Origin of the sequence: Bacterioplanoides sp. (genome assembly GCF_965219715.1) — a bacterium.
GTDB lineage: Bacteria > Pseudomonadota > Gammaproteobacteria > Pseudomonadales > Oceanobacteraceae > Bacterioplanoides.
The window spans coordinates 1605478-1628885 of the sequence record NZ_OZ244785.1; the positions used below are offsets into that span (position 1 = coordinate 1605478).

The 23408-nt window shown below is 49.3% G+C and carries 23 protein-coding genes and 1 tRNA gene; 10 read left to right on the forward strand and 14 right to left on the reverse strand.

The annotated features are described in order from the left end of the window. The first annotated feature begins 153 nt into the window (after positions 1-153). On the forward strand, positions 154-474 hold the full coding sequence (locus ACOQOZ_RS07790; protein ID WP_420591711.1) for a hypothetical protein: 321 nt from the start codon (positions 154-156) through the stop codon (positions 472-474). 9 nt (positions 475-483) lie between these two features. Beyond that, positions 484-1698 carry a cation:proton antiporter gene (locus ACOQOZ_RS07795; RefSeq protein ID WP_420591712.1) on the forward strand — a complete coding sequence of 405 codons (1215 nt, stop codon included), beginning with the start codon at positions 484-486 and terminating at the stop codon, positions 1696-1698. Positions 1699-1705: 7 nt separating this feature from the next. On the opposite strand, the gene flgL is transcribed toward ACOQOZ_RS07795, so the two are convergent. The 14 genes from flgL to ACOQOZ_RS07865 all read right to left on the reverse strand — a co-directional run bounded on the left by flgL (position 1706) and on the right by ACOQOZ_RS07865 (position 18232). Then, positions 1706-2944: a flagellar hook-associated protein FlgL gene (gene flgL, locus ACOQOZ_RS07800; RefSeq protein WP_420591713.1), complete on the reverse strand. Its 1239-nt coding sequence runs from the start codon at positions 2942-2944 to the stop codon at positions 1706-1708. Between the two features lie 9 nt (positions 2945-2953). Beyond that, the gene (flgK, locus tag ACOQOZ_RS07805) at positions 2954-5941 is read right to left on the reverse strand and encodes a flagellar hook-associated protein FlgK (protein ID WP_420591714.1); all 2988 of its coding nucleotides are present in this window, start codon (positions 5939-5941) and stop codon (positions 2954-2956) included. Beyond that, positions 5934-7022: a flagellar assembly peptidoglycan hydrolase FlgJ gene (gene flgJ, locus ACOQOZ_RS07810; RefSeq protein ID WP_420591715.1), complete on the reverse strand. Its 1089-nt coding sequence runs from the start codon at positions 7020-7022 to the stop codon at positions 5934-5936. The genes flgK and flgJ overlap by 8 nt, the downstream gene beginning before the upstream one ends. A 126-nt stretch (positions 7023-7148) precedes the next feature. Continuing rightward, positions 7149-7454, reverse strand: coding sequence for a hypothetical protein (locus ACOQOZ_RS07815; protein ID WP_420591716.1), 306 nt, complete (start codon positions 7452-7454; stop codon positions 7149-7151). Beyond that, complete coding sequence (locus ACOQOZ_RS07820) at positions 7451-8542, reverse strand: flagellar basal body P-ring protein FlgI (protein ID WP_420591717.1); 1092 nt, start codon at positions 8540-8542, stop codon at positions 7451-7453. The genes ACOQOZ_RS07815 and ACOQOZ_RS07820 overlap by 4 nt, the downstream gene beginning before the upstream one ends. An 11-nt stretch (positions 8543-8553) precedes the next feature. Continuing rightward, positions 8554-9231 (reverse strand): flagellar basal body L-ring protein FlgH, encoded by a 678-nt coding sequence (locus ACOQOZ_RS07825; protein ID WP_420591718.1) that lies wholly within the window; start codon positions 9229-9231, stop codon positions 8554-8556. Positions 9232-9257: 26 nt separating this feature from the next. After that, complete coding sequence (gene flgG, locus ACOQOZ_RS07830; RefSeq protein ID WP_420591719.1) at positions 9258-10043, reverse strand: flagellar basal-body rod protein FlgG; 786 nt, start codon at positions 10041-10043, stop codon at positions 9258-9260. A gap of 25 nt (positions 10044-10068) precedes the next feature. Beyond that, complete coding sequence (locus ACOQOZ_RS07835; RefSeq protein ID WP_420591720.1) at positions 10069-10815, reverse strand: flagellar basal body rod protein FlgF; 747 nt, start codon at positions 10813-10815, stop codon at positions 10069-10071. Between the two features lie 165 nt (positions 10816-10980). Beyond that, entirely contained in the window at positions 10981-14592 is a 3612-nt protein-coding gene (locus tag ACOQOZ_RS07840) for a flagellar hook-basal body complex protein (protein WP_420591721.1), read from the reverse strand. Positions 14593-14610: 18 nt separating this feature from the next. Next, positions 14611-15402 carry a flagellar hook assembly protein FlgD gene (locus ACOQOZ_RS07845; protein ID WP_420591722.1) on the reverse strand — a complete coding sequence of 264 codons (792 nt, stop codon included), beginning with the start codon at positions 15400-15402 and terminating at the stop codon, positions 14611-14613. A gap of 10 nt (positions 15403-15412) precedes the next feature. Further along, positions 15413-15859: a flagellar basal body rod protein FlgC gene (flgC, locus tag ACOQOZ_RS07850; RefSeq protein WP_420591723.1), complete on the reverse strand. Its 447-nt coding sequence runs from the start codon at positions 15857-15859 to the stop codon at positions 15413-15415. Positions 15860-15861: 2 nt separating this feature from the next. Beyond that, positions 15862-16260 carry a flagellar basal body rod protein FlgB gene (flgB, locus tag ACOQOZ_RS07855; RefSeq protein ID WP_420591724.1) on the reverse strand — a complete coding sequence of 133 codons (399 nt, stop codon included), beginning with the start codon at positions 16258-16260 and terminating at the stop codon, positions 15862-15864. 201 nt (positions 16261-16461) lie between these two features. Further along, positions 16462-17283, reverse strand: coding sequence for a CheR family methyltransferase (locus ACOQOZ_RS07860; RefSeq protein ID WP_420591725.1), 822 nt, complete (start codon positions 17281-17283; stop codon positions 16462-16464). Positions 17284-17305: 22 nt separating this feature from the next. Further along, the gene (locus ACOQOZ_RS07865) at positions 17306-18232 is read right to left on the reverse strand and encodes a chemotaxis protein CheV (RefSeq protein WP_420591726.1); all 927 of its coding nucleotides are present in this window, start codon (positions 18230-18232) and stop codon (positions 17306-17308) included. Positions 18233-18324: 92 nt separating this feature from the next. On the opposite strand from ACOQOZ_RS07865, the gene flgA reads away from it, so the two are divergent. The 8 genes from flgA to ACOQOZ_RS07905 all read left to right on the forward strand — a co-directional run bounded on the left by flgA (position 18325) and on the right by ACOQOZ_RS07905 (position 23407). Further along, positions 18325-19044, forward strand: coding sequence for a flagellar basal body P-ring formation chaperone FlgA (gene flgA / locus ACOQOZ_RS07870; RefSeq protein ID WP_420591727.1), 720 nt, complete (start codon positions 18325-18327; stop codon positions 19042-19044). A 90-nt stretch (positions 19045-19134) separates the two neighbouring features. Next, positions 19135-19440, forward strand: coding sequence for a flagellar biosynthesis anti-sigma factor FlgM (gene flgM, locus ACOQOZ_RS07875; protein WP_420591728.1), 306 nt, complete (start codon positions 19135-19137; stop codon positions 19438-19440). A 14-nt stretch (positions 19441-19454) separates the two neighbouring features. Then, positions 19455-19925 (forward strand): flagellar export chaperone FlgN, encoded by a 471-nt coding sequence (gene flgN, locus ACOQOZ_RS07880; RefSeq protein WP_420591729.1) that lies wholly within the window; start codon positions 19455-19457, stop codon positions 19923-19925. Between the two features lie 35 nt (positions 19926-19960). Beyond that, the gene (locus ACOQOZ_RS07885; protein WP_420591730.1) at positions 19961-20701 is read left to right on the forward strand and encodes a flagellar brake protein; all 741 of its coding nucleotides are present in this window, start codon (positions 19961-19963) and stop codon (positions 20699-20701) included. 70 nt (positions 20702-20771) lie between these two features. After that, positions 20772-20846, forward strand: a tRNA-Arg gene (locus ACOQOZ_RS07890). A 317-nt stretch (positions 20847-21163) separates the two neighbouring features. Then, positions 21164-21772: a TetR/AcrR family transcriptional regulator gene (locus tag ACOQOZ_RS07895; protein ID WP_420591731.1), complete on the forward strand. Its 609-nt coding sequence runs from the start codon at positions 21164-21166 to the stop codon at positions 21770-21772. Positions 21773-21909: 137 nt separating this feature from the next. Continuing rightward, a complete protein-coding gene (locus ACOQOZ_RS07900; protein WP_420591732.1) occupies positions 21910-23106 on the forward strand; it encodes an MBL fold metallo-hydrolase in 1197 nt (398 codons plus the stop codon). A gap of 1 nt (position 23107) precedes the next feature. After that, complete coding sequence (locus tag ACOQOZ_RS07905) at positions 23108-23407, forward strand: SDR family NAD(P)-dependent oxidoreductase (RefSeq protein WP_420591733.1); 300 nt, start codon at positions 23108-23110, stop codon at positions 23405-23407. The last annotated feature ends 1 nt before the right edge of the window (position 23408 follow it).

Genomic DNA, 23408 nt, shown 5'->3' on the forward strand with positions numbered 1-23408 from the left:
CACTGGAAGGTTCACTAGGGTCACTATGTTTCCAAAACTACACCAGGCTATTCACAACGTAAGCAAATGGATCGCTGGGCAGAGCGGTGATCTTGTTATTTGTCGGTTATACTAACCGATTAGACTGTTTTACGCGCAATAGTTTCCAGCACTATGAATAAACGTCCGAGCAAAAGTGAAGTCCGCGACCAGATCAACTCTGAAGTTGAGGCATTTCTGCGCGATGGCGGTCAGGTGAAAGAGCTGGCCCGTGGCGAAACCGGCCTGGTGAATGGCGCGTACAACGATCGCTCACTGGGGTTTGAAAAGCCCAAGGAAGAGCGCACCCCGGTCGACCACGTGTTACAGACAATTGATCAGCGTCGCCTGGAAAAACGTAAACCAGTACCATCAAAACCCAAACGCAGAGGCCCTCGTAAGAAGGTTATTTACGACGACTTCGGCGAACCTGTCCGGGTTATCTGGGAGGACTGAGGCACACGCATGGAAGCTCAGATTCTGCTGCTCCTGGCGGCTACCCTGTTTGGTTATGGTTTATTGGCGCGGAAAATTGACCAGGCCGATATCACCGCCCCGATGGTGTTTACTCTGGCCGGCATCGTCTCCGGGCCGCTGATGCTTGGCTGGGTTGATACTCAGCTGTCTAATCCGGGAATTATGCTGGTTGCAGAGCTGACGCTGGCCATTGTGCTGTTCAGCGATGCCTCCAGAATACGCCGTCGACACCTGATTCAGTTCGAACGTTTCCCGATTCGTCTGCTCGCCATCGGGCTGCCACTCACCATTCTCTGTGGCGCCGTTATCGCACATTGGCTGTTGGGTGTTTCCTGGTTATTCGCCTTTATTCTGGCAACCATTCTGACACCAACCGATGCGGCCCTGGCTCAGAGTGTCATGGATAAAAAAGAAATTGATCGCAACCTGCGCCGTTCGATTAACGTCGAAAGTGGTTTAAACGACGGCATTGCGCTGCCGCTGTTATTGATGCTACTGGCACTGATGACACTCGCCGGTGGTGAACAGCTGGATGGTTTTTATTGGGCGGAATTCATCAGCCTTCAGCTGATACTGGGCACCTTAAGCGGCATTGTGATTGGCCGCCTGGGCAGTTATCTGATCAATCATGCCCATAACAGTCGCTGGATTTCCCCTATGTATCAGCGTTTGTCCTCCATCAGCCTGGCCATTATTGCGTTCAGCCTGGCTGAGATTCTGCACGGCAATGGATTTATTGCGGTTTTTCTCGCAGGGCTGTTTATGCAATCCCGCCATAAAGTAGTGATCGCCCGGATTAAAGAGTTTGGCGAAGCGGAAGGTCAGTTATTAACGCTGGCGGTATTTTTTATTTTTGGTGCGGTATTTATTCCGGGAGCCTGGAGAGCAATCACCATTGAAAGCGTCATTTATGCGTTATTAAGTCTGACTCTGATTCGTATGCTGCCGGTCTGGATCAGCCTGACCGGGACAAAACTGGAATTAAAATCCAAAACCTTTCTTGCCTGGTTTGGACCGCGCGGCATTGCCAGCATTCTCTACTTATTGTTGCTGCTGGAACACACCACGCTTGCCGATGCTGAGCTTAAAAAAGATGCCGCTCTTCAACTATTGTACAGCACCGCAACACTGACGATCTTTATCAGCATCTTCCTTCACGGTGCCTCGACGTCATTCTGGAACCGATTATTCAGAAAAAATTAATCGCTCTTTAGATCTTATCGAATAACGACAGACGCGAGATCGTAACGTAACTTTGTTGGGCAGCCTCTAACACCACCGTCTGAAAACTCAAACGACTGGCCGCCTCTGCAAAATCCACATCCGATAGTTCCGACAGTACTTTTTTGCTTACCAGCTCCACGTCAGCGGTCAGTTTTTCGGTGTTCTCAACCACATTCAGACGAGCACCAATTTTACTGCGGGTTTCTGAAATGGACTCCTGGGCAAAGTTCAGATTTTTCAGCGTATCCGATACCAGTGTTTTAAGCGTATCAGCATCAGTCTGATTGTCCTGTAAAGTATCCAGGCCCTCTGATAAGCGATGTAATGTATCGGTAATGCTCTGACGTGGCGATGACTTAACAATAAACTGATCACCCTGTTCAGGCACATCAAAAATCTTAAACTGCACCCCTGCTGCTTCAATAGGCGTTCCAGCGTTGTACGGCATCTTATCCAGACCTTCCACAACCCGATTATCAGAAGCGCGGCGAATACTGTAAGTAGTGCGGTTAGGAGTCACCGCATCATCCGGGTTAAACGTAATTACCAGATCATTGGGATAAAACTCAGCGTATTTTTCTTTGTCGGTAACAAAACCCGCACTGATCTTAGCGTCCCCCTGGTTGGCTGTACTGACCTGAGTGGTAAAGGTATTAGCGGCAGCTTTTACATCCACAAAAATCCCTTTGCCGCTATCTCCGGTTGCCACCGTGGTTGAATCACTGATGGCCAGAAAACGCTGTCCTTCGTCACCGGTAAAGTCATAACGACCATTTTCACCACGTACAAACGGCTGCTCGCTCCCCCGGAAACCGGCGAAAATATATTCTCCACCGGCATCCTTAGTATTAAATAAATCGGCCATGGCTTTTTCGATTTGTTTTACCTCAGCCGAGATCGCCTGGCGGTTTTCAATGGTCAGGCTGCCACCACCGGCACGGACAGTCAGCTCTTTTAACCGTGCCAGGTTATCGGTAGCGGTTTTCAGTGTTGCCTCTTCCAGATTTAAACGGTTTTTGGCAGCCGTCATATTACGCTTGTATTGATCTTTCTGAGCAATGTCCTGCTGCAATTGCAGGATTTTAGTCGACGCAATCGGATCATCAGCTGGCGTCAGAACCCGGCGGCCCGAAGAAATCTGCTGCTGGGTTTTATTAACACCGGTTTGGCGATCAAGAATACCGTTAATACCGTTCTGAAAGGTTTGTAGTGTAGAAATACGCATGTGCTTCCCCTATCGGAACGTCGCAATCAGTGTGTCGAAAATTTCTTGTGCCGTTTTAATCACCTGGGCACTGGCGTTATAGGCAAGTTGGTGTTTAATCAGCGCTGCCGCTTCTTCATCCAGGTTCACACCGGATTTACTGGTAACCGCTTGTTCGGAATTTCGTTGTAATACTTCGCTGGAAGAGCGATTCACTTCCGCACGGCTGGTGATCGAGCCAACAGTTTCCACCAGTCGCGAATACGCTTCGGTGTAGTTGGTATTGCCGTTTAACGTGTCCTGAGTTTTTAACCCCGCTAAAGCAACACCGTTACGGCTGTCCGAGGTGCCGTTTTCGTTAAAATCAACGGTAAATTCATCGCCTTTTTTAGCCAGACCGGTAATTTCCAGATCAAAACCAAAGTGCACCGGCTCACCTTCCGGTTTAGCCGGAAACAGGTTATTACCCGGCGGTTCAATTTCCAGACTGTAACCTGGCTCAGTAACAACTTTAAGCTGACCACCCATGGTAATTTTATTTGAGCCATTTGGGCCGGTACCGTTTACATCCAAACGAGGCTGAAAACTGATCTGACCACGCTCATTAATATCCACATCCAGATTTCCAGCGTAGGTAAATCCGGCTTTTTCCAGTTTATCTTTAATGCCGTTAACCAGATCGGTACCGGTGTTGTAACGCTCGTTCAGCTCGATGGAAAATTTTCCCTGGCCAGGAATATCGAATTCATAGGTGTATGGGCCATCGTTTCTGAAATCAAAACCGCTGTTTTCAGTGAGTGGTTTAATTGGCGTATTGCCGGTTTCCTTTAACACAATGTCCTGGCCATTACTGACCGAGAAACCATCATTAGCATCACCAGTAACTTCCAGTGCCACGTCATCACCATTGAGGGCAATAATGGTCAGGGTTTCACCATCTGAGCGTGCAACAATCCCCTGCTCACGGAATTCAAAGTTGGCATTAATCCGTTCCGCGAGGAAATTCGGTGTCATTGGGTCCGGAACGTCGGTCGGGTAACCATCCGCATATTTGGTCTGATTGCTGCCCAGAACGTCGGTCATTTCAATGCCATTGACCTTCAGGCCGACTTTCATAAAGCCGGTGGGTGACATTTCATTTTTAAAGTCGGACAGCTGTACCGTGGTTCTGGCAGATGCTTCCACACCATCACGCTCACTTAACAGCTGAGCAATTTCTTTGGCCGAAGCATTTGCTGGAGTAATTAACGTCGGCTGCGTGACCTGCAGACCCGTTGATGGATCCGTCTTACTGATCATGATCCGCTCGGGGAAAAAACCGTTGCCAGCGGTGACAGCTGCGGCAGGCAGTGGCGGCTGGTAAGTAGGCGCCACCGGCAAATAGCCACCAAAACTGGTAAATGCCGTTTTTCCGGTATCACCCGGTAAAATATTATTGGTGATACCAGATACAAACGGTTGGTTCATCAATGGTGGGAATAATGGGATTGGATTTGCCGGATCTGAATTATCCAACACGTCGTAGCTGGTTGGCGACGTAAACCGAATAATCAGAGGCGGATCCATTTTTCCTTCTTTTGACAGATAAGGTGTACTGGTGTCATACACTCTGCCCTGGGAAATGGTGGCACTGCCCTGGTTGCCTGAAGCCGATATTGTTTTGATTGGAGTCGCTAAAGCCACCTGCTCCGGACGTGTCAGATTAACTTCCATATCCCCGGCGCCGCTACGGGTCGGGAAAATGCGGAACTGATCGCCTTTCTGGAAACTACCCTCTTCAAAGCGAATCTCAAAACCTTCCACTTCAATGGTATCGGGTAACGCGCCACGCAGAGCATTTTTTGAGACCACTTCGTTGTCGCTCATGCGTACAACTTTATAGGTCAGATCATCCGGACCGGTAAACTCAACCCGATAATCACTGGTCGTTAATTGGCCGGCGTCGGTAATATGCACCGATACTTTACGGTCATTGGGTTGGGCGTTATTACGATTACCAATAACCCGCTCGTAGGTGCGTTGTGGTTCGTTGATATCGGTGAAGAAATTCACACCTTTACGGCTGTCGAAGTCGATGCCTAATTTGTGCTGTTCGTTAAAGGTCTGGTTAATCACCAGCGCCATACGACCCAGGCCATTAATACTTGGCTCAAGAACGGTTTTGCGGAAATCCAGCATGCCGCCAATTTCACCGCCGGTCAGTTCTTCAGTAATGTTCTGAATCGAGTCACCGTCACGGAAAAATACCTCAACCCGGGTTGGATCTGTTTCGCCCACTTCGGTAAATACTTCACGTGATTCATTACCAATCACCAGTGCCTGACCATTACCAATAAAGACGTTAACGCCAGCGTTGTCTTGCTGCACCACTTCAACTTTTACGTGTTTCGATAAGTCCTGCAGCAACTTATCCCGCTGATCCAGTAAATCGTTTGGCTCATTGCCCTGGGCGGAGGCCGTTGCAAACTGAATCTGTTCGTTTAAATCGGCAATGGCTTTACCAATGGTGGTAATTTCACCGGCGACTACACCGAGCTGGCCATTCAGTACTTTGTTCTGTTCATTCAGCCGATCATTGATGGTGGTAAAACGACTGATCAGACCTTTAGATTCACTTAAAAGTACCTCTCGTGCAGGCAATGATGCCGGATCATCCACAGCACTTTGCAGCGCACCAAACATTTTTTCTAAGCCTGGCTGAACGCCGGTGCCCGGATCGGCCAATAAACTGTCGATTTGTTTGGCGTTTTCCGCAAGTGTTTTAAATTGATTAAAATTTGTGGTGTCGCGACGTAGTTGTTCGGTTAAAAACTGATCGTGAATACGATTCACAGATGCAACGTTAACTCCACTACCAACCCAGACACGACCTCTGAATTGCGGGTCATTTTCGTTAAAATCAACACGCTGGCGGCTGTAGCCTTCGGTACCGGCATTCGAAATATTGTGGCCGGTAACCGTGAGTGCGGTTTTTTGCGCATTCAGGCCGGAAATACCGATGTTGAGTAAATTACCCATCGTTGCGTTCTCCAGCCTGCATCTGCTTCAGCGCATTGGTCATAACGGCACCGGAAGAAATCCGGTTAATTTTCTGACCATAAGCTGGGTCAGTGGCATAACCGGCTTTCTGCAATTCATGGCCGTAGTGTTTGCCGGTTAAATCCTGACCAACGGCATTTTCATAACGTTTGTTATCACTAAGGAAACGGGCGTAATCTGCAAGGCCATCCTGCAGTGATGCATAAGAACGAAACTGTGCTTTTTCGTTCATGCGCACACCACCACGATATTCATGGGTCATGATTTCTACTTTGTCACCCTGCCAACGAGAGTCGGCCTTAATGCCAAAGAAGTTAAAGCTGTTTGTGCCCTGTTGATCGCTGATCATATGCTTGCCCCAACCCGTCTCCAATGCTGCCTGGGCAACAATGGCTTTGGGATCGACTTTCAACTGCTGACCAATCTTTTGAGCATGAGGATACAGAGCGGCAACAAACGCTTGGGGAGTGGCAAACTGTTGCCCTTTGGCGCCCTCACCACTCGCCGCAACAACCTCTGGCTGAACAGCGACGCTATTGGCTGAAGACGGAATATTGGTTGCTGACGGTGGCGTAGTTACCGCTTGAACAGCTGGCGTTTCAGCGATAGCGGCTGCACGATCTTCACCGGTTTCAGAAGCCGTGTTTTTCAGAATATCGCCAACCTGTTCGATGGCTTTATTGAGGCTGGAATCGTGACGACGTAATTGTTCGTGGTTCAGTTCCGGCTTGTCCTGCTGCATACCGTAATTGGATAACATCTGACGGTGGATCACCTTCGCAAGCCCCGTGCCCTGTGAGCTGGAGAGCGATAGTGCGATCTGGTCGTCGTACATTTTCTGGTAGAAATCGGACTCAGACGAGCTGAACAGCGAGTCTTCTTTAAAGACCTGGTTTGCCTGACGCATAGAAGACAACATCATATTCAGGAACATAGACTCAAACTGCTTCGCTACTTCCATAAGCGCCGCGTCTTTGTCTTCTTTTCCTAACTGTCGTATACCCTGCAATGCATTAATATCGGTATATACATTGGCAGCCTGATGTTGGCTTTGAATCATAACAATCACCTCTGCACTGGTAATTGCAATTAGTTTGCCAGTTTATGAAATTAAGCGGAGTTGTAATAAAAAACCCCATAATGACAACATTATGGGGTTTAGTGGGTAGTAATTGGCCGTTAAAACTCAGTGGTTACCGGCAATATTCTTGTATTGGGTTAATTTTTTCCGGCCATTCATATCCATTGCCAGCTCTTTTTGTTCCTGCTCCAGCTGCTTCAACAACAACTGTTCCTGTTGCAGCATATCTTCAAGAAAAAGCTGCTGTTCATTGGTGATTTCAATTAGCTCGTTCATTTCGGTGAACCATTCCTGCAGCACCGTATTACGCTCATCAATGCGCTCGCTGATACCTTCGCGCACCCCCTGGCGAACCAGCGCCTGAATTTCCAGCGACATGCCTTTCAGACGAGCAAACATTTCATTATTCATATTACAATTAACTCCGCTTTTAACGCACCGGCCTGTTTCATCGCTTCCAGAATCGCCATTAAATCACCCGGCGCCGCACCTACTTCATTAACCGCTTTAACAATGCTATCAAGTGATACACCCGGACCAAATTTAAACATCCGGCTATCACCGCCATCGTCAATATTAATATTGGTTTGTGGCACTACTACGGTATCACCATCGGCAAGCGGATTTGGCTGTTCGACATTAAAATCTTCGGTAATGGTCACCACCAGATTACCATGAGTGACCGCCACCGGATCAATCATTACATTCTGGCCCATCACAATCGTACCAGTACGCGAATTAATAATAATTTTAGCGCGCTCTTTGCCAGTCTCAATTTCCAGATTTTCGATAACCGACAAATAACTGACTCGCTGAGTAGTGTCGCGTGGCGCACTGACCCGAACCGATGTCGCATCAATAGCCTCTGCCGTCCCCGGCCCCAACAGCTCATTAATTTTCTCGACCATGGCACGTGCTGTGGTGAAATCTGCCTGATCAAGATTAAAAATCAGACTGTCACCGCGGGCAAAGTTACTCGGTACCGCACGTTCAACCGTGGCACCGTTGGGAATACGGCCAACGCTGGGAACATTTACGGTAATTTTTGAGCCGTCATTGCCTTCTGCACCAAATCCGGCAACCACCAGGTTGCCCTGGGCTACAGCATAAATATTTCCGTCAGCGCCTTTTAGCGGTGTAAAAATCAGTGAGCCGCCACGCAGACTTTTGGCATTTCCCAGCGACGAAACCGTGATATCCACCCGCTGCCCTGGCTTGGCAAACGCGGGTAACTCTGTGGTGACCGTTACGGCTGCAACGTTGCGTAATTTCGGATCAACGCCCGGTGGCAAACTGATACCAAACTCGGTCATCATGTTACGGAATGTCTGAGTGGTAAATGGCGCTTTGTCGCCGGTACCATCGAGACCAACTACCAGGCCATAACCAATCAACTGGTTACTGCGCACACCGGAAATGGAAGTGATATCTTTAATACGTTCAGCGTGACCCAGACCGGCAGTGACACTCAATAAAATAAAAAACAGTACTTTAAACATCCGCGTACTCCTTAAAATGGCCACCATGGTGAGTTAAAAATCCGATCAGCCCAACCCTGCTTGGTTGCATTATTCAGCGAACCGCGACCACCAAATGAGATCCTCGCATCAGCCACTTTACTCGAAACTACGGTATTATCCGGGGTAATATCCTGCGGCCGGATCATTCCGGTAATACGGATATATTCGTCACCTTCACTGATGGTCAGCCATTTTTCACCACGAATTTTCAGGATGCCATTAGGTAAAATATCGGCGACAGAGACACTGATCTGACCGGTTAAACTGTTGGAACGATCGGCTTCACCTTTACCGGTAAATTTCCGCTCATTTTTCAGATCAACACCCAGGTCCATGTTGCGGAAGCCAGGCACCGTACCTAATAAATTACCGGCGTTCGCTTTGTTTTCTGACGATTTATCCGCTTTCGTTTCGGCAGACTTTTGCGAACGATAACGCTCGTCAAAAATTACGGTAATAATATCGCCAATACGACGCGCCTGCTGATCAGTAAAAAAGCCACTCGAGTACCCGACATTAAACAGTGAACCACTGACACTCGGTGGTGGTTGCAGGCTTTGTGCAGATACCGGAGCAAAGTCCGGATCATCCGGGTAAATGTCTTTTTCCAGCGGTACACTGGTACAACCAACAAATAAAATACTGAGAGCAATTAATAAATAACGCATAACAACCTCGCCATTAAAACTCAACGCTATACGTTCTGAGTCAGGAACTGCAGCATACCGTCCGCAGCCGAAACAACTTTTGAGTTCATTTCGTAAGAGCGCTGTACGGTAATCATTTTTACCAGCTCTTCCACCACTTCAACGTTGGATTTTTCTAATGCACCCTGCTCAATATTGCCAAACCCGGCTTCATTCGGAACACCAGCCTGAGGGGCACCGCTGGACGCCGTTTCACGGAATAAATTACCACCAGCAGCTTCCAGGCCTGCGGGGTTAATAAAATCAACCGTTTCAATCTGACCCAACTGCTGCGGCGCCGGATCTCCGTTAACAGTAATCTGAACAATGCCATCTTTACTGACGGTTAATTTATTCGCCTGTTCCGGCACAGTAATCTGCGGCTCAAGTGGATAACCGTTAACGTTAACCACCACACCTTCATTATTAATATGGAAAGTACCGTCACGGGTGTAAGCCAGGTTGCCGTCCGGCAAGGTAATCTGGAAAAAACCACGACCGTTCACCGCCAGGTCTAATGGCTGGTCGGTTAACTCAAGAGAGCCTGTGGTAAAAATCTTTTGTGTACCGGCGGTACGAACACCCGTACCCAGTTGCAAACCGGAAGGCAGACGGCTGTCTGCGGACGAGTTAGCACCTGGCTGGCGCTGGATCTGATAAAGCAGATCTTCAAATACCGGACGGTCTTTTTTAAAGCCGGTCGTGGCAACGTTCGCCAGGTTATTCGATACCGTCGACAGTGCCAGATCCTGAGCTTCTAAGCCGGTTTTACTTACCCAAAGTGCTGGTAGCATAATCTTATCCTCAAGCTTCTGGCGATTATTGCGCCGATAAAATTTGTGTGGTGGCAGACGAGTTTTCATCCGCTTTTTTCATCAGTTTGACTTGCATTTCGTATTGGCGATTTAACGCAATCAGATCGGTGAGTTCTTTCACCGCATTCACGTTACTGCCTTCGATAAAGCCATTTACTAATGTGATATTCGGGTCGGCCGGAGCTTGCGTGGTGGCCGGATCACGGAAACGGAATAAACCGTCTTCGCCTTTTTCCAATAATTGTGGATCCGGATTAACCAGCTTCAGCTGCACCGGCTCTGCAACCGCTGCCGGGGTTTCCCCCAGAGGCTGGACCGACACAATCCCGGCACGGCTGATTTCAATTTTTTCGTATTCCGGCAACACCACCGGGCCGCCATCACCAATCATTTGCAGGCCATTGCCATTTATCAGACGACCAGCCGGGTCAACGCTCATATCGCCAGCACGGGTGTAAGCCTCCTGGCCATCCGGACCAACAACAGCAAACCAGCCGCCACCTTCGATGGTGACATCCATACGACGACCGGTTTCAACGAGCGGTCCCTGGCGGAAATCACTCGCCGGACGTTCGGTCATGGCATAGGCGCGGGTTGGAAAGTGTTCACCGAATACGCCCATCGCACGGCTCTGGGTGTAATCAGAGCGGAAACCCGTAGTGTTTACGTTGGCGAGGTTATTCGCATGCGCACTCTGGCCCAGCGTGTTTTGCTTGGCACCAGACATTGCAATGTAGAGAGCACGATCCATAACGACCTCGGAAAAATAATACTTATTCGGGTTACTGCAGGTGTCGTGCCAAAGAGATTAAGTTGTTTAAATTCAACAACTTAAAGCAATAAAAAGGAATTTTGACGGAAAAAGCGGCAAGCATTCCGTCAAGATAACGGAAGAGGCTTGCCGCCAGAGGAAGAATCAGATCTGCAGGATGGTTTGGGTGACCTGATCTACCGTTTCGATGGTTTTGGCGCTGGCCTGGAAATTTCGCTGGGCAACAATCAAACCCACCAGCTGCTCTGACAACTCAACGTTAGAGTCTTCCAGCGCCGAGGATTTGATTTGTCCGAACGATGCCGTTTTTGGCGAGCCTACTGTTGCCACACCTGATTCTGCCGATTCTGCCCAACCGGTATCACCCAGTGGTGTCAGACCTTCCGGATTACGGAAGTTGGCCAATGCCACCTGACCCAGCGTCTGCGCCTGACCGTTAGTGAATCGGGCAAAGATCAGACCCTCTTTATCAATCTCCAGACCCGTCAATCGACCGGTGGTGTAACCATTCTGCGATACCTGATTCACCGCAAACGGGCTACCAAACTGGGTTGAGCCATCCAGCTTAATTTCAAAGTTTGAGTTGGTTGGCGGATCGTTCAGCGGTAAACCACCCTCCAGCACGTTTTGAGATTTCACGGCACCCGTGGCATTACCATCGGCATCTTTCGGATCCCAGTTGGTAACATACAACTTGCCGGTTGCCGTCACATCCAGCGTACCATCCGGGCTGAAGAACAGCTCTTTACGGTAGCGGGTTGGTTCCAGGTTTTCCGGGAACGGCTTAGTCGGATCCGGATCACCAATTTCATTGCCGTCGATCAGTACATACATGGCCCAAACGGTTTTGTCGTCGGCACGATTCGGATCGATTGGCTCTTTAACAAAGAACTGGGTCATCACGTGGGAATTACCCAGGCTGTCGTAAATCGTGGTTGAGGTTGCGTGGTTGTACGTACCCTGATCTTTCGGATCGAACTGATTCAGTGTTACCGAAGTGAATTCACTATCAGCCAGCGCACCAAAGATACCAGATACTGCAGGTTCCGGATCTTGCAGCAGATAGCCTTCATTCAGTGTGAACTTAACTTCACCACCCACCGCTGCCGCTTTCGGTCCGGTAGCACTGCCACCTAACACCACAGGGCCAGTGTTCGATTTACCCTGCACCACCAGCGAGTCAGTTGCGACCGGGCTGACGATTTCAATTTTCACATCACGACCGATTTCATTGGTAATCACCATATCACCGGCTGGATTAATTTCCGCCTTGAAGCCCGGCAAAGTCGTACCACGGAAGGTACCAATTTCCTTCGCCATGTCTGCCAGCGATGTGGCATCCAGCAGCTGACCATTGACCTTAATCTTCATATTACCGGCCGGGCTGTTAAAGCCATTCTGCGGCACGGTCACAACGGTCTCAGCACTTGCGGTTACACCCGGCTGCTTATTGAAGATGGAAACAATGGCATTCGCTTCGCTGTTTTCCGGAATAACAATTTCAGTCTTGTTTCCTTTAGGGTCTTGCAGCGTTACTTTTTGTTCTGGGTATTCGTTGGTTACCCCTTCAATACCGGTAGTCAGTAACGACGTGTCATCCAGGTCAGCCTGTAATAAACCAAACATCTGACCTTCAGTAATATCTTCACCAGAAGCCGTAATATCGGAGATTTTGATAATGGACGCTTCGCCATCTTTCACTGCCAGGAAACGCAGCTTAAATTGTGGCGGTGTTACTTTTGGCTCAATTTCCACCGCTTCAGCACGCACACCAATGTAATCATCGGAATTCTGGCTGTTTAGCTGGCGGTTAATGCTTGCCGCTAATTGCTGTACCGAACGGTATTCTTCGTCCAGTTTAATTAACACCGAGCCACTGCGCTTATCATTGTCTGGCGCTGGCACGGTCAGGTTAATACGGAAACTGTTTTCACGATCGACCGTATCCTGACCGGCAACAGTGAACATGCTGTTAAAGCCTAATGCGTTAACAGCCTGGGGCTCAGCCGCCGTAGCCGTGATGGCGATACCTTCACCACCACCAATTTTGCTGTTGGTGAAAACGATCTGACCACCCACAGCGGATACTTTTACTTTGTCGGCAAGGCCGGTGCCGCCAATATAAGTATCCACCTGATTCTGAATCGCTGCTGCAAGGTCATCCAACGTGGCGTAATTTGCCGGTGGAATCACGATGGTAAAAGGACCTGCCGCTCCACCGGTGGTGCTGGTTACTGCCAGCTGGAATTCGTTATTGGCCTGAACCGGTTCAGTACCAGAGTTGAAAAAGTTACTGCTCAGGAAACCAAGATTACCCAGATTTAAACCATTCGATAACGCAGCGTTATCAGCAATACGAACGAAGTCACCCGGAGCTGCTGGTGCCTTCACCTGGAACTCGATTCGACCTGCATTATCAACCGCCTGCACCCGGGCATTAGCAACACCACCAGCGGCGGCATTGATCTGGGTATTAATCTGCGCCACAACATCGGCAATCGGAACCGCGGCAAAGCCACCAGCCGGCGCTGCGCCACTCCAGGTTGCCTGACCCAGACGAACGGTACGAGAAGCACCACCTTCAGTAGCAACCGAGAAGGTTAAGTTATTCGGTGCCGACAGGTTCAGTGCCGCATAGTTATTGTTTGCCGTTAACTGGGCAAAGGAACCGGCATTGCTGGTAACAATATTCAGCGGTGGTGTTGAGGTGGTTCGGGTTGTGGTTGAAGTACCCGGTACACTGCGGAAATCCGCTACGGTTGGCGTGCTACCAATAAACAGTTTGGAACCCGGGCTGCCCGCAGTTACCACACCACTGGCACCAAAACGTGCATCCCAGGCCGCTTTATTCGTCACGGTAAAACCAGCACCGGTGGTACCTGCATAACCGGTACGTTCAATCGCTAACTGGCCACCCGGAGTTACTTGTGTGGCGCGCAGTTCCTGGGTGCCAAATGCAGCATCCAGTGCACGTTGTACGTCATTCAGAATTGCCTGAGGGGTTGCACCGGCACCAATACCGGTAAGTGATACCGTTTGTGGGCCAGCGCCGTCACCAATATCAATGGTGATGTTGGCAGCGGTGTAGTTACCAATGGTGGCTAAGTCGGTACCAAACTGGATACGTGACGGTGTGCCGCCGGTGGTTGGCTGATCTTTACTGGCCAGAATGGTGGCCGTTGATTCCGGAATACCCACGTCAGCGGCGCCAATTGCCAGACCCGCTGTAGAAATGGTTTTACCCTGCTCCTGCAGTACCTTGGCACCGGCATTCACGTTAACAATTGCTGCAACCAGACTGGTCAGACGTGGTGGCTGGTTGGCGATTTCAATCTGAATATCACCTAACACACCGTTTACCACACCGTTGGCATTAGCATCGTAGCCCTGCAGGCGAGCACCGTTATTCGCCACCACATAACCGTCTTTATCCAGTGCGTAAGCGCCGGAACGTGTGTAAGAAACAGCACCACGGTCATTTACGATAAAGAAACCATTACCATCAATGGCCATATCCAGCGCTTTACCGGTACCGGTGATATTACCCTGGCTGAATTTCTGACGAACGTTGTCCACCAGCACACCACTGCCCACCGGTTTTACCCCGGTACCCAGCAAGGTGGTGGTGTAGACATCGCCAAACTCCGCACGGGATTCTTTAAAACCCGTGGTACTGGCGTTTGCTACGTTATTACCGCGTACTTCCAGATCCGTAGAGGCGGCGCGAATTCCACTTAAACCAATATTAAATGCCATATTTGTTCTCCCGCCTGATTACGAACTCAGAACCTGTTTAATTTCGTCCATAGTGGCGCGCTGGCCACCGGTTAAATTCAGCGTCACTTTGCCGCCTGCGCCCATGGTCACGCTGTCGACTCTGGAGCTCATTTGCATGCCTACCTGTTCGGTTTTGTTATCCATCGTGGCCGTTACCTTGAAGCGGTACTCACCCGGAGGATAAGGCAGCAGAATCTTGTTCCCGGCGCTGTCTTTGATAAATTCACCGTCTTTGTCTTTGGCGTATTCCTGACGACGTAACTTGCTGGCATCAAATTCCACAACTTTGCCGTCCACCATCAGATTTAAGCCATCCCAGCGAACCGACATGGCACCCGCTTCGTGATTATCCAGTGAGAATTTTTCCAGCAGCTGACCTTCACCATCTTCAATCTGCAGCTCGACATTGGTTGCTGTGCTTGGCACATCGGCATAACCACTAACGATGCCGTTTTGCAGTAAGAAGCCATTTTCATTGCCATCCACAATCACGTTCTGACCAACCAGGCTGGAAGCCTGTAATGCCGATGCCGAATTAAAGCGATTGGATAAACCTTCGGCTGTGGTGTTCAGCTGGCCGATACCTTCAACCGTTGAGAACTGGGCCAGCTGGGCAACAAATGCCTGGTTATCGGTTGGCTTTAACGGGTTCTGGTTTTCCAGCTGAGCAACCATCAGCTTTAAGAAAGCGTCTCTGCCCAGTTCATTACTTTTTTCGCCGGTCTTTTTGTCTGTGGTCTGGTACTGCTCAAGCGCTTTGGCAGCATCACCGACATTACTTACTGTCATCGTCGGCTCCTTATTGTCCAAGCGTTAAAGTACGTTGCAGCATTTGTTTTGCTGTTTTCAGTACTTCAACGTTCATTTGATAACTGCGGGAAGACGACATCATGTCGGTCATTTCTTCGACCACATTAACGTTCGGGTAATACACGTAACCGTCTTCATTCGCCATTGGATGGTCAGGCTGGAAGCGTTGCTGCAGCGGCGCATCTTTTTCGACAATTCCAAGCACCTGCACACCAACGCCGGTTTCACCTTCTAACTGCTGGAATTCGCCTTTTTGGTTTACCGACATAAATTCTTTCTGCATTACCGCAAACCAGGGCTTACGCGCACGATAGGTTTCATCAACTGAACTGGAGGCACTTTCAGCGTTAGCAATGTTACTGGCGGTGGTGTTCAGGCGAATTGACTGTGCATTCATGCCAGAACCGGCGATATCAAATACATTGGTTAACGACATGATTATTCTCCCCGTACCGCGTTACGCAGGCCTTTGAATTTACCGCTGAGAAATTCGAACGTGGCGTTGTAGTCCATGCTGTTTTTGGCGAAGTGTGATTTTTCAATCTGGGTTTCAACCGTGTTGCCATCGATGGATGGCTGATTCGGATTGCGGTACAGCAATTGCTCATCTGCTTTCACACGACCGGCCAGATGGCCTGAGTTCGTGCGTTCAACCGACAAGCTCTGAGAGCGCTCAACTTCACCGGCAAGCACTGCGCGGAAGTTGATGTCGCGGGCTTTAAATCCGGGGGTATCAGCGTTCGCCAGGTTATTGGCTAACACTTCCGCTCGTGCTGCCCGTACATGCAGCGCTTTTGCGTGAAGTCCTAATGCATTGTCGAAACTGATTGAAGCCATGATTACCACTTGCCGTAAATTCTCGTTTGGTTAGATACAGCAATCCTGATGCCAACTATATTTTTCCTTATATTTCATACACTTAAAGTTTTTTAGGGTTAAGAAAAGCGGCAAACGGCAAGGCAATCTTTGCCGCAGCGGCAAAGCGGCAGGCACAAAAAAGCCACCCGAAGGTGGCTGTTTTGTAATGGTTTCTAGATGCTATTTCGCGCGGTAAATAATACCCGGGTGGCACTGTACCATTTCGTAACAGTCCTGAAGGTTATTCATTGCCTCTGAAGCACCCAGCATCAGATACCCGCCTGGATTCAGACTGGCGTGCATACGCTTGAGAATATCCAGCTTCAGGTCAGCCGAGAAATAAATCAGAACGTTACGGCAGAAAATAACATCGAACTTTCCTAATAACGAAAAGCTCTGCTGCAGATTTTGTGGACGAAAATCGACGCGGCTTTTTACCTGAGAATTAATCGCCCAGCTTTCATCTGGCTGTTGACTGAAATATGTCTTCAGATATTGGTCAGTCATACCACGACGAATAGCCAGCTGCTGATATTTGCCCTGACGGGCAGACTCCAGCGCACTCGGCGAGATATCGGTGGCAACAATACGTTCACCGGGGGAAAGAGCGCCCGGATTTTTACGTTTGTACTCTTCAATCTCGATACTCAGCGAGTAAGGCTCCTGACCAGTCGAACAAGCAGCCGACCAGACTTTAAAAGGGCGTCGACGCTCCGCCAGCTCAGGCAATAACTTTTCACGAAAGATCCGGTATGGATGATCATCACGAAACCACAGGGTTTCGTTGGTTGTCATGGCATCCACCACCGATTCCTGCAGGCTGCGGTTTCTGCTAACGGCAGTCAGCAAGTCCGAAACACTGGCCAGCGATTCACGCTCCATCATTCTGCGCAAACGACTGGTAACCAGATATTCCTTACCTTCTCCCAGCATAATACCGCTGGAATCTTCCAGCATATGGCGGAACTTTTTATATTCGTCCGCCGAAATTGTGAGCGCCATATTAATCTACTGACTCCATAAATCAGGAAATACCGTCGATCAGCTGCACAACCTGCTCAGCCAGAACATCCGGGTCAAACTTCGCAATAAAGTTATCTGCTCCCACCTTTTCCACCATCGCTTTGTTGAATACACCACTCAGCGATGAATGCAGCACAACATGGAAGCCTTCCATACGATTATCCGAACGAATTCTGGCAGTCAGGGTATAACCATCCATTTCCGGCATTTCGATGTCAGAAATCAGCATCATGTATTGATCCGATAACTTCTGACCGCCTTCAACGATACCTTCCAGGTGTTCCCAGGCTTCTTTACCATCATTCAGCGCGACAACCTCGACACCAATATGCTCGAGACAGCGACATATCTGTTTACGGGCGATTTTTGAATCATCAACAATCAATACCCGTTTCTGCTGCGCCACTTCGTGCACTTCATCCGAGACCACACCCTCACTGATTTCTTCATTGATCGGAGACACTTCCGCCAGGATCTTCTCTACATCAATAATCTCAACCAGCTGATTCTCAACTTCCGTCACAGCGGTGAGGTAATGATCTCTGCCAGTCCCCTTCGGTGGCGGATGAATCTCTTCCCAGTTCATATTGACGATGCGCTCAACACCGGCAACCAGAAAGCCCTGAGTCTTGCCGTTGTATTCAGTGATGATGACAAAGGTATTTTCCAGATCCGGTAATGCAGCGTTACCGGTTGCCATGCTCATATCCATAATCGGCAGAGTACCTGAGCGAATATGGGCTACCCCTCTGACGACAGGGTTACTGCCGGGCAGTATGGTCAGTTCAGGGCACTGAAGTACCTCACGAACTTTAAATACGTTGATTCCGTATACCTGGCTGCCGTTTACCCTGAACAACAACAGTTCCAGCCGATTCTCCCCAACAAGTTGGGTGCGCTGGTTAACTGTGTCTAAAACACCCGCCATACAATGCTCCTGACCTGGCTGTAATATTTTCCGGCATGACCTTTGCTGAGTACTCTTCAGAACGAGCAAAACGCCAATTAATCGCCGGATCTATGACACTAAAATTTCTTAATAACTTGAGCATAGTCGAGAACCCGAAATTTGTTCGGTTTATTCGCGCTTTTTTACTGCTGGTGCTGTCATGGCCAGCTTATGGCGACTGGCGTGAAGATGTTGAGCAACAGCTGTTTAAGCAGTGGCGACAACTTACCGGCGATTCGGCGGAAGCACAGATTAGCTTTATTGGCATCAGTGATGACTACCAGCTGCCACGCTGCCAAAGCCAGCCGGAAATGCGCCTTACCCGGGCGCTTCAGGCGGGTAAAAATGGTTTACAGCTGAGTTGCGGCTCACCCTACTGGAACCAGCACATCGCCATTCAGTTGCATGTGATGCAACCGGTTGTGGTACTGACACGACCACTGCGTAATAAAGAACTGGCAACAAACAGCCATTTGCGTGTCAGCAAACTGGACATTGGTGAACTGAATAAAGGCTTTTTTAACCGGATTGAAGAAGTCAGCGGCCTGCAGGCCAAGCGCAGCTTGCCGCCCGGCACGGTATTAAGCCCGGATATGCTGGAACAGCCGATTCTGATAAAGCGCGGAGAGAAAGTCGCCATCCGGCTTTCCCGGCCAGGCATTCAGGTTGAGATGGATGGCCAGGCAATGGCTCAAGGCCGTGCGGGACAACGAATACGCGTAAGAAATTTGCAGTCGAAGAAAATCATCAGCGCAGTAGTGATCGCGCGTGGTTTAGTACAAGTGCAATAAATTTTCAAAAAAATCCTAAAGTTCTAACTTTGGGCGCCGATAACACCTATGCAGGAGTGTATACTAGCTATGAAGCTCGGAGATTTAGTCATGAACATCAACAAATTCACCGGTGGACTCGATAATCACGCGAGGACCCGGAACGAAGCAGCCAAAGCGCCAACCAGCCAGGCCCCTCAGGCCAAAGCGGAACAAAGTGCAGGCCTGACCGATCAGGTTAAACTGAGCGCCAGCAGTAAAAGCATTCAGCAGATCGAAGCCGAAGTTCGCAATCTGCCTGAAGTCGATGACAGCACCGTCGATCGTATCCGCAGCCAGATCGAAAGCGGCGAATACAAAATCGATTATCAGAAACTGGCAGGAAAAATGCTTGATTTTGAGGAGCGTTTAAACTGATCCTGTGAGACTCCATGACTGCCGACAACATTACTTTTGCTCAATTATTATCTTCCGAGCTAGAACTGACTTCTGCCCTGCATCAGCTTCTTGAGCAAGAACTGGCGGCTCTGCAAGAACAAGCCATGGAGCCGCTCTCCGCCCTTCAGCATAAAAAGTCCGAACTCCTGCAACAGTTGCAACATCAGTCTCAGCAGCGTCTGGACTGGATGACCCAACAGCAACTCCCCCATTCAAAAGAATGCCTTGAGCGGCCGGACTTTGCCGCCGATGAGCAGCTGAACCTGCTATGGCAACAACTCGGTGATGGCTATGAAAAGAATCAGCAGCTGTCCCGGGTGCTTGGTCAAATTGTCTTAACCGCAAGAAAACGTTCAATTGATCTGCTTAATATCTTGCACGGCAAGCAGAATGATCCACACTTATATAACTCAAATGGCAAAGCCAGTGGCTTAAATCAGGGTTTAGGTTATACCCGAGCCTGATCGTGTGACAAACAGAAGTAATACCGGATTTATCGATGGCACAGGAAAGCAACCAGGAATACACACTTACTGCACCGGAAGACGTCTATGGCGCCTTGCGGAAAATCGTATTGATGGAAACCCCGGTTAAAGTTCATATAGAAGGCAACAACGAAGCCTTCCGCTCGGCCATCACCAAGGCTGAACTCAAAAGCCGCAGCTTTTTTATGGACCAGGTGATTCCAAACGAAGGCAATGATCTGATCCGTCAGGGCCGGCGCTTCACTATTGAATGTGACTCTCAGGGCGTGCGCATTGAATTCAACGTAACCGGACGAATGAAGTTTAATCCGGCTAAAGAGCAATACCGTATCGAATTTCCTGAGAGCCTGCTCTATTTACAACGCCGCACCGCCTACCGGGTTATGGTTCCACCGGCTCATGATATCCGCCTGAAAGTAAAAATGAGCGATGAGCAAGGCGATGTTACCGGTGTGATTGAAGACCTGTCATCCAGTGGCTTCCGCGCCAAAATAAAAGGCAACGTTAAAAAACGGCTGGAAGAAGTCCGTAACTTCCCGGTAGCGAAAGTCCGCTTTAACCAGGAACACTTTATGGATTGCTCTCTGGAAGCACGACACGTCATTCTTGATGACAACGGTGATACCCACTGTGGTTTCGCTTTCAGCATGATGTCAGCAACGGCACAGCGCTACATCGACCGCCTGATTACCGAATTCCAATGGGAAGAACGGCGAATGAAGGAACAACAAGATTCTGAACTGGGTAATGTCTGATAACGGCTAATCGACCTGTGATGCTGTCAAACATGACATTAGCCAAGTTACGCTTTAGAATCCTCCTCTCGCCCCCGTAGTTAAATGGATATAATAGGGTCCTCCTAAGACTTAGTTGTTGGTTCGATTCCAGCCGGGGGCGCCAGTCTACTACCTTGTTCGTGCGACAAGACTCAAGTGTGTTGATTTCTAAGTAGCTTGGATTGATTCCTGCTGTTTCCATCAAACGAAATAAAGGCCAATCTATACCCGCGCAAACGAGCAAACCTCATCACATCTTTAATTACTTGAAACGCCACAGATTTGCGGAGTGCTTTTTACTTCTCAATATACTTCTCGCCACATTACTGTCTCAACTAAGCTCCTCAGCGGAACAATCTATTCAGCCGACTGATCAGTCGGCTGTTGCTTTCGACGTCGTCTTGCGGCTAAATAGACTGATCAGTCGGTTTAGAGCAATTTATGACCAGCCAATCTATGACAAACCTGAGTAAACGCGATCAGATTTTGCTGAGTGCATTAACTTTATTTAATGAGCAGGGCTTTGAAAAAACGCCAACGTCGGCCATCTCAAAACACGCAGGTGTGGCGACCGGTACCTTGTTTCATCACTTTAAAACCAAAGAAGATCTGATTAACGCGCTCTATCTCGACATCAAGACAGAAATCCGGGACATCAGTCAGCCCGATTCGTTGATAACAGCAGACGATCAGCCACTGACCGAAGATTTTGTTAAAACCGGATTAAAAGCAGCCTGGCTGAGCATGATGAACTGGATGCAGCTGCACCCAGCGAAATTCCGCTTTATGGCGCAGTTTGGAGAGTCGGCCTACATCAGCAACAACACCCGTGAGACGGTGTCTCAGTTGTTTCAGGCCGCCGATCGCTTATTTGAAAATGCCATACAGCATGGGATTTTCCGGCCCCTGCCCAGCTGCCTGTTAACCAGCTTAATGGGGGCTCATATGTTTGCCGCCGCCAATCAGTTGGTGCAGCAACCCGAACTGTGGCAACAGCCTGGCATGCAAGACACATTATTTGAATCCTGCTGGGGCATTTTAGCCAGCTAACTGAATGAAGGGCTTATGGCGACATAAGCCCAATTATTAACACCCAAAACCGACCGACTAGTCGGTTGTTATTATGGAGATGATTGATGAAACTGCTCAGAAAACCACTCCCACTCACCCTGACCGGAGCACTTGTTATGGCTACTTTGTTTGGCGGTTGTGCCAGCTATCCTCATTCCAGTAAACGTGACATCAGCCGTATTGAACAATCCCCGCAATATCGTGATGGCAAGTTCCGTAACGATAAAGAAGTGCGGGTGATGGACCTGGATAAAATCTGGAGCTCGTTAAAAGAAGTCACCTTCAATAAACACCCACTGGCCGGGCCTCAACAGCAGATTCCGTTAAGTCCGCTGACGGAACAAGATTTTCAGGCCAGTGAAGAACAATCACTGCGCTTTGCCCGTCTTGGTCACTCTACCGTGATGCTCGAAATGAGTGGCAAGTTCTGGCTGACCGACCCGGTGTTTTCCGAGCGCGCATCACCGGTGCAATGGATGGGTCCTAAACGCTTCCACCCGCTGCCATTCGATGTTGCCCAACTGCCGGAAATCGAAGCTGTGATTATTTCTCACAACCACTACGATCACCTCGATTATGGCAGCATCGTGCAGCTCAAAGACAAGGTGAACCATTTTGTTGTTCCTCTGGGTATTGGTGATACCTTACGTGGCTGGGGTGTAGCGCAAGAGAAAATCACCGAGCTGGACTGGTGGGAAAACAAAACCATTGGAGATGTGGAGTTGGTATCAACTCCGGCACAGCATTTTTCCGGCCGTGGAATTCGCGACTCTGCGAAAACACTGTGGAGTTCCTGGGTCATACGTAACCCGCAACATTCTGTGTTTTTCAGTGGCGATACCGGTTACTTCGATGGCTTTAAAGAAATTGGTAACCGCTACGGACCTTTCGACTACGCCTTTATGGAATGTGGTGCCTACAACCAGAACTGGGCCGATGTACATATGCTGCCGGAACAGAGCTTACAGGCCTTTATCGACATTCAGGGTAAAACCATGATTCCGGTTCACAATGGTACTTTCGACCTGGCGGCACACGCCTGGTATGACCCAATGGATCAGATCAGTCAGCTGGCCGAGCAACATGATGTCACCCTGCTTACGCCCATGATTGGTCAGTTGGTACAACACAACGATCAAAACGGTGAAGCCACATCGTCGTCAGAGTTAAGCCAGAAATGGTGGCAAACCCTGATGGCGGAAGCACGTCAGAATCCTGAAGTAAAAGCCTGGGAGCAAAAGCAGAAGCTGGCGACAAACGATAAGAAAGCAACCTCAGAACTGGCTCTGAATGATCAGCCACAGAGCAACTGAGATGGCAAAAACCGTATTAATTACTGATGCCGCCTGTGAGTCAGGAAAAATGACGGCCAGGCGTTATCTCGATGATGGCTGGAACGTGGTTGCCGGCATGCGTCGCCCGGCTTTGCACCAGGAGTTTAATCATATGGAGCAAGTGTTGGTGGTTGCGCTGGACGTTACCAACCGGGAAATGGCCGAGGCTGCACTGTGGCAGGCGAAATCCTATTTCGGAAAAATCGACGCTGTGATTAATAACGCCGACTACGGTGATGCCGTCGCTGATATCACCATCGGGTTAAGCCAGACCGCTTAAT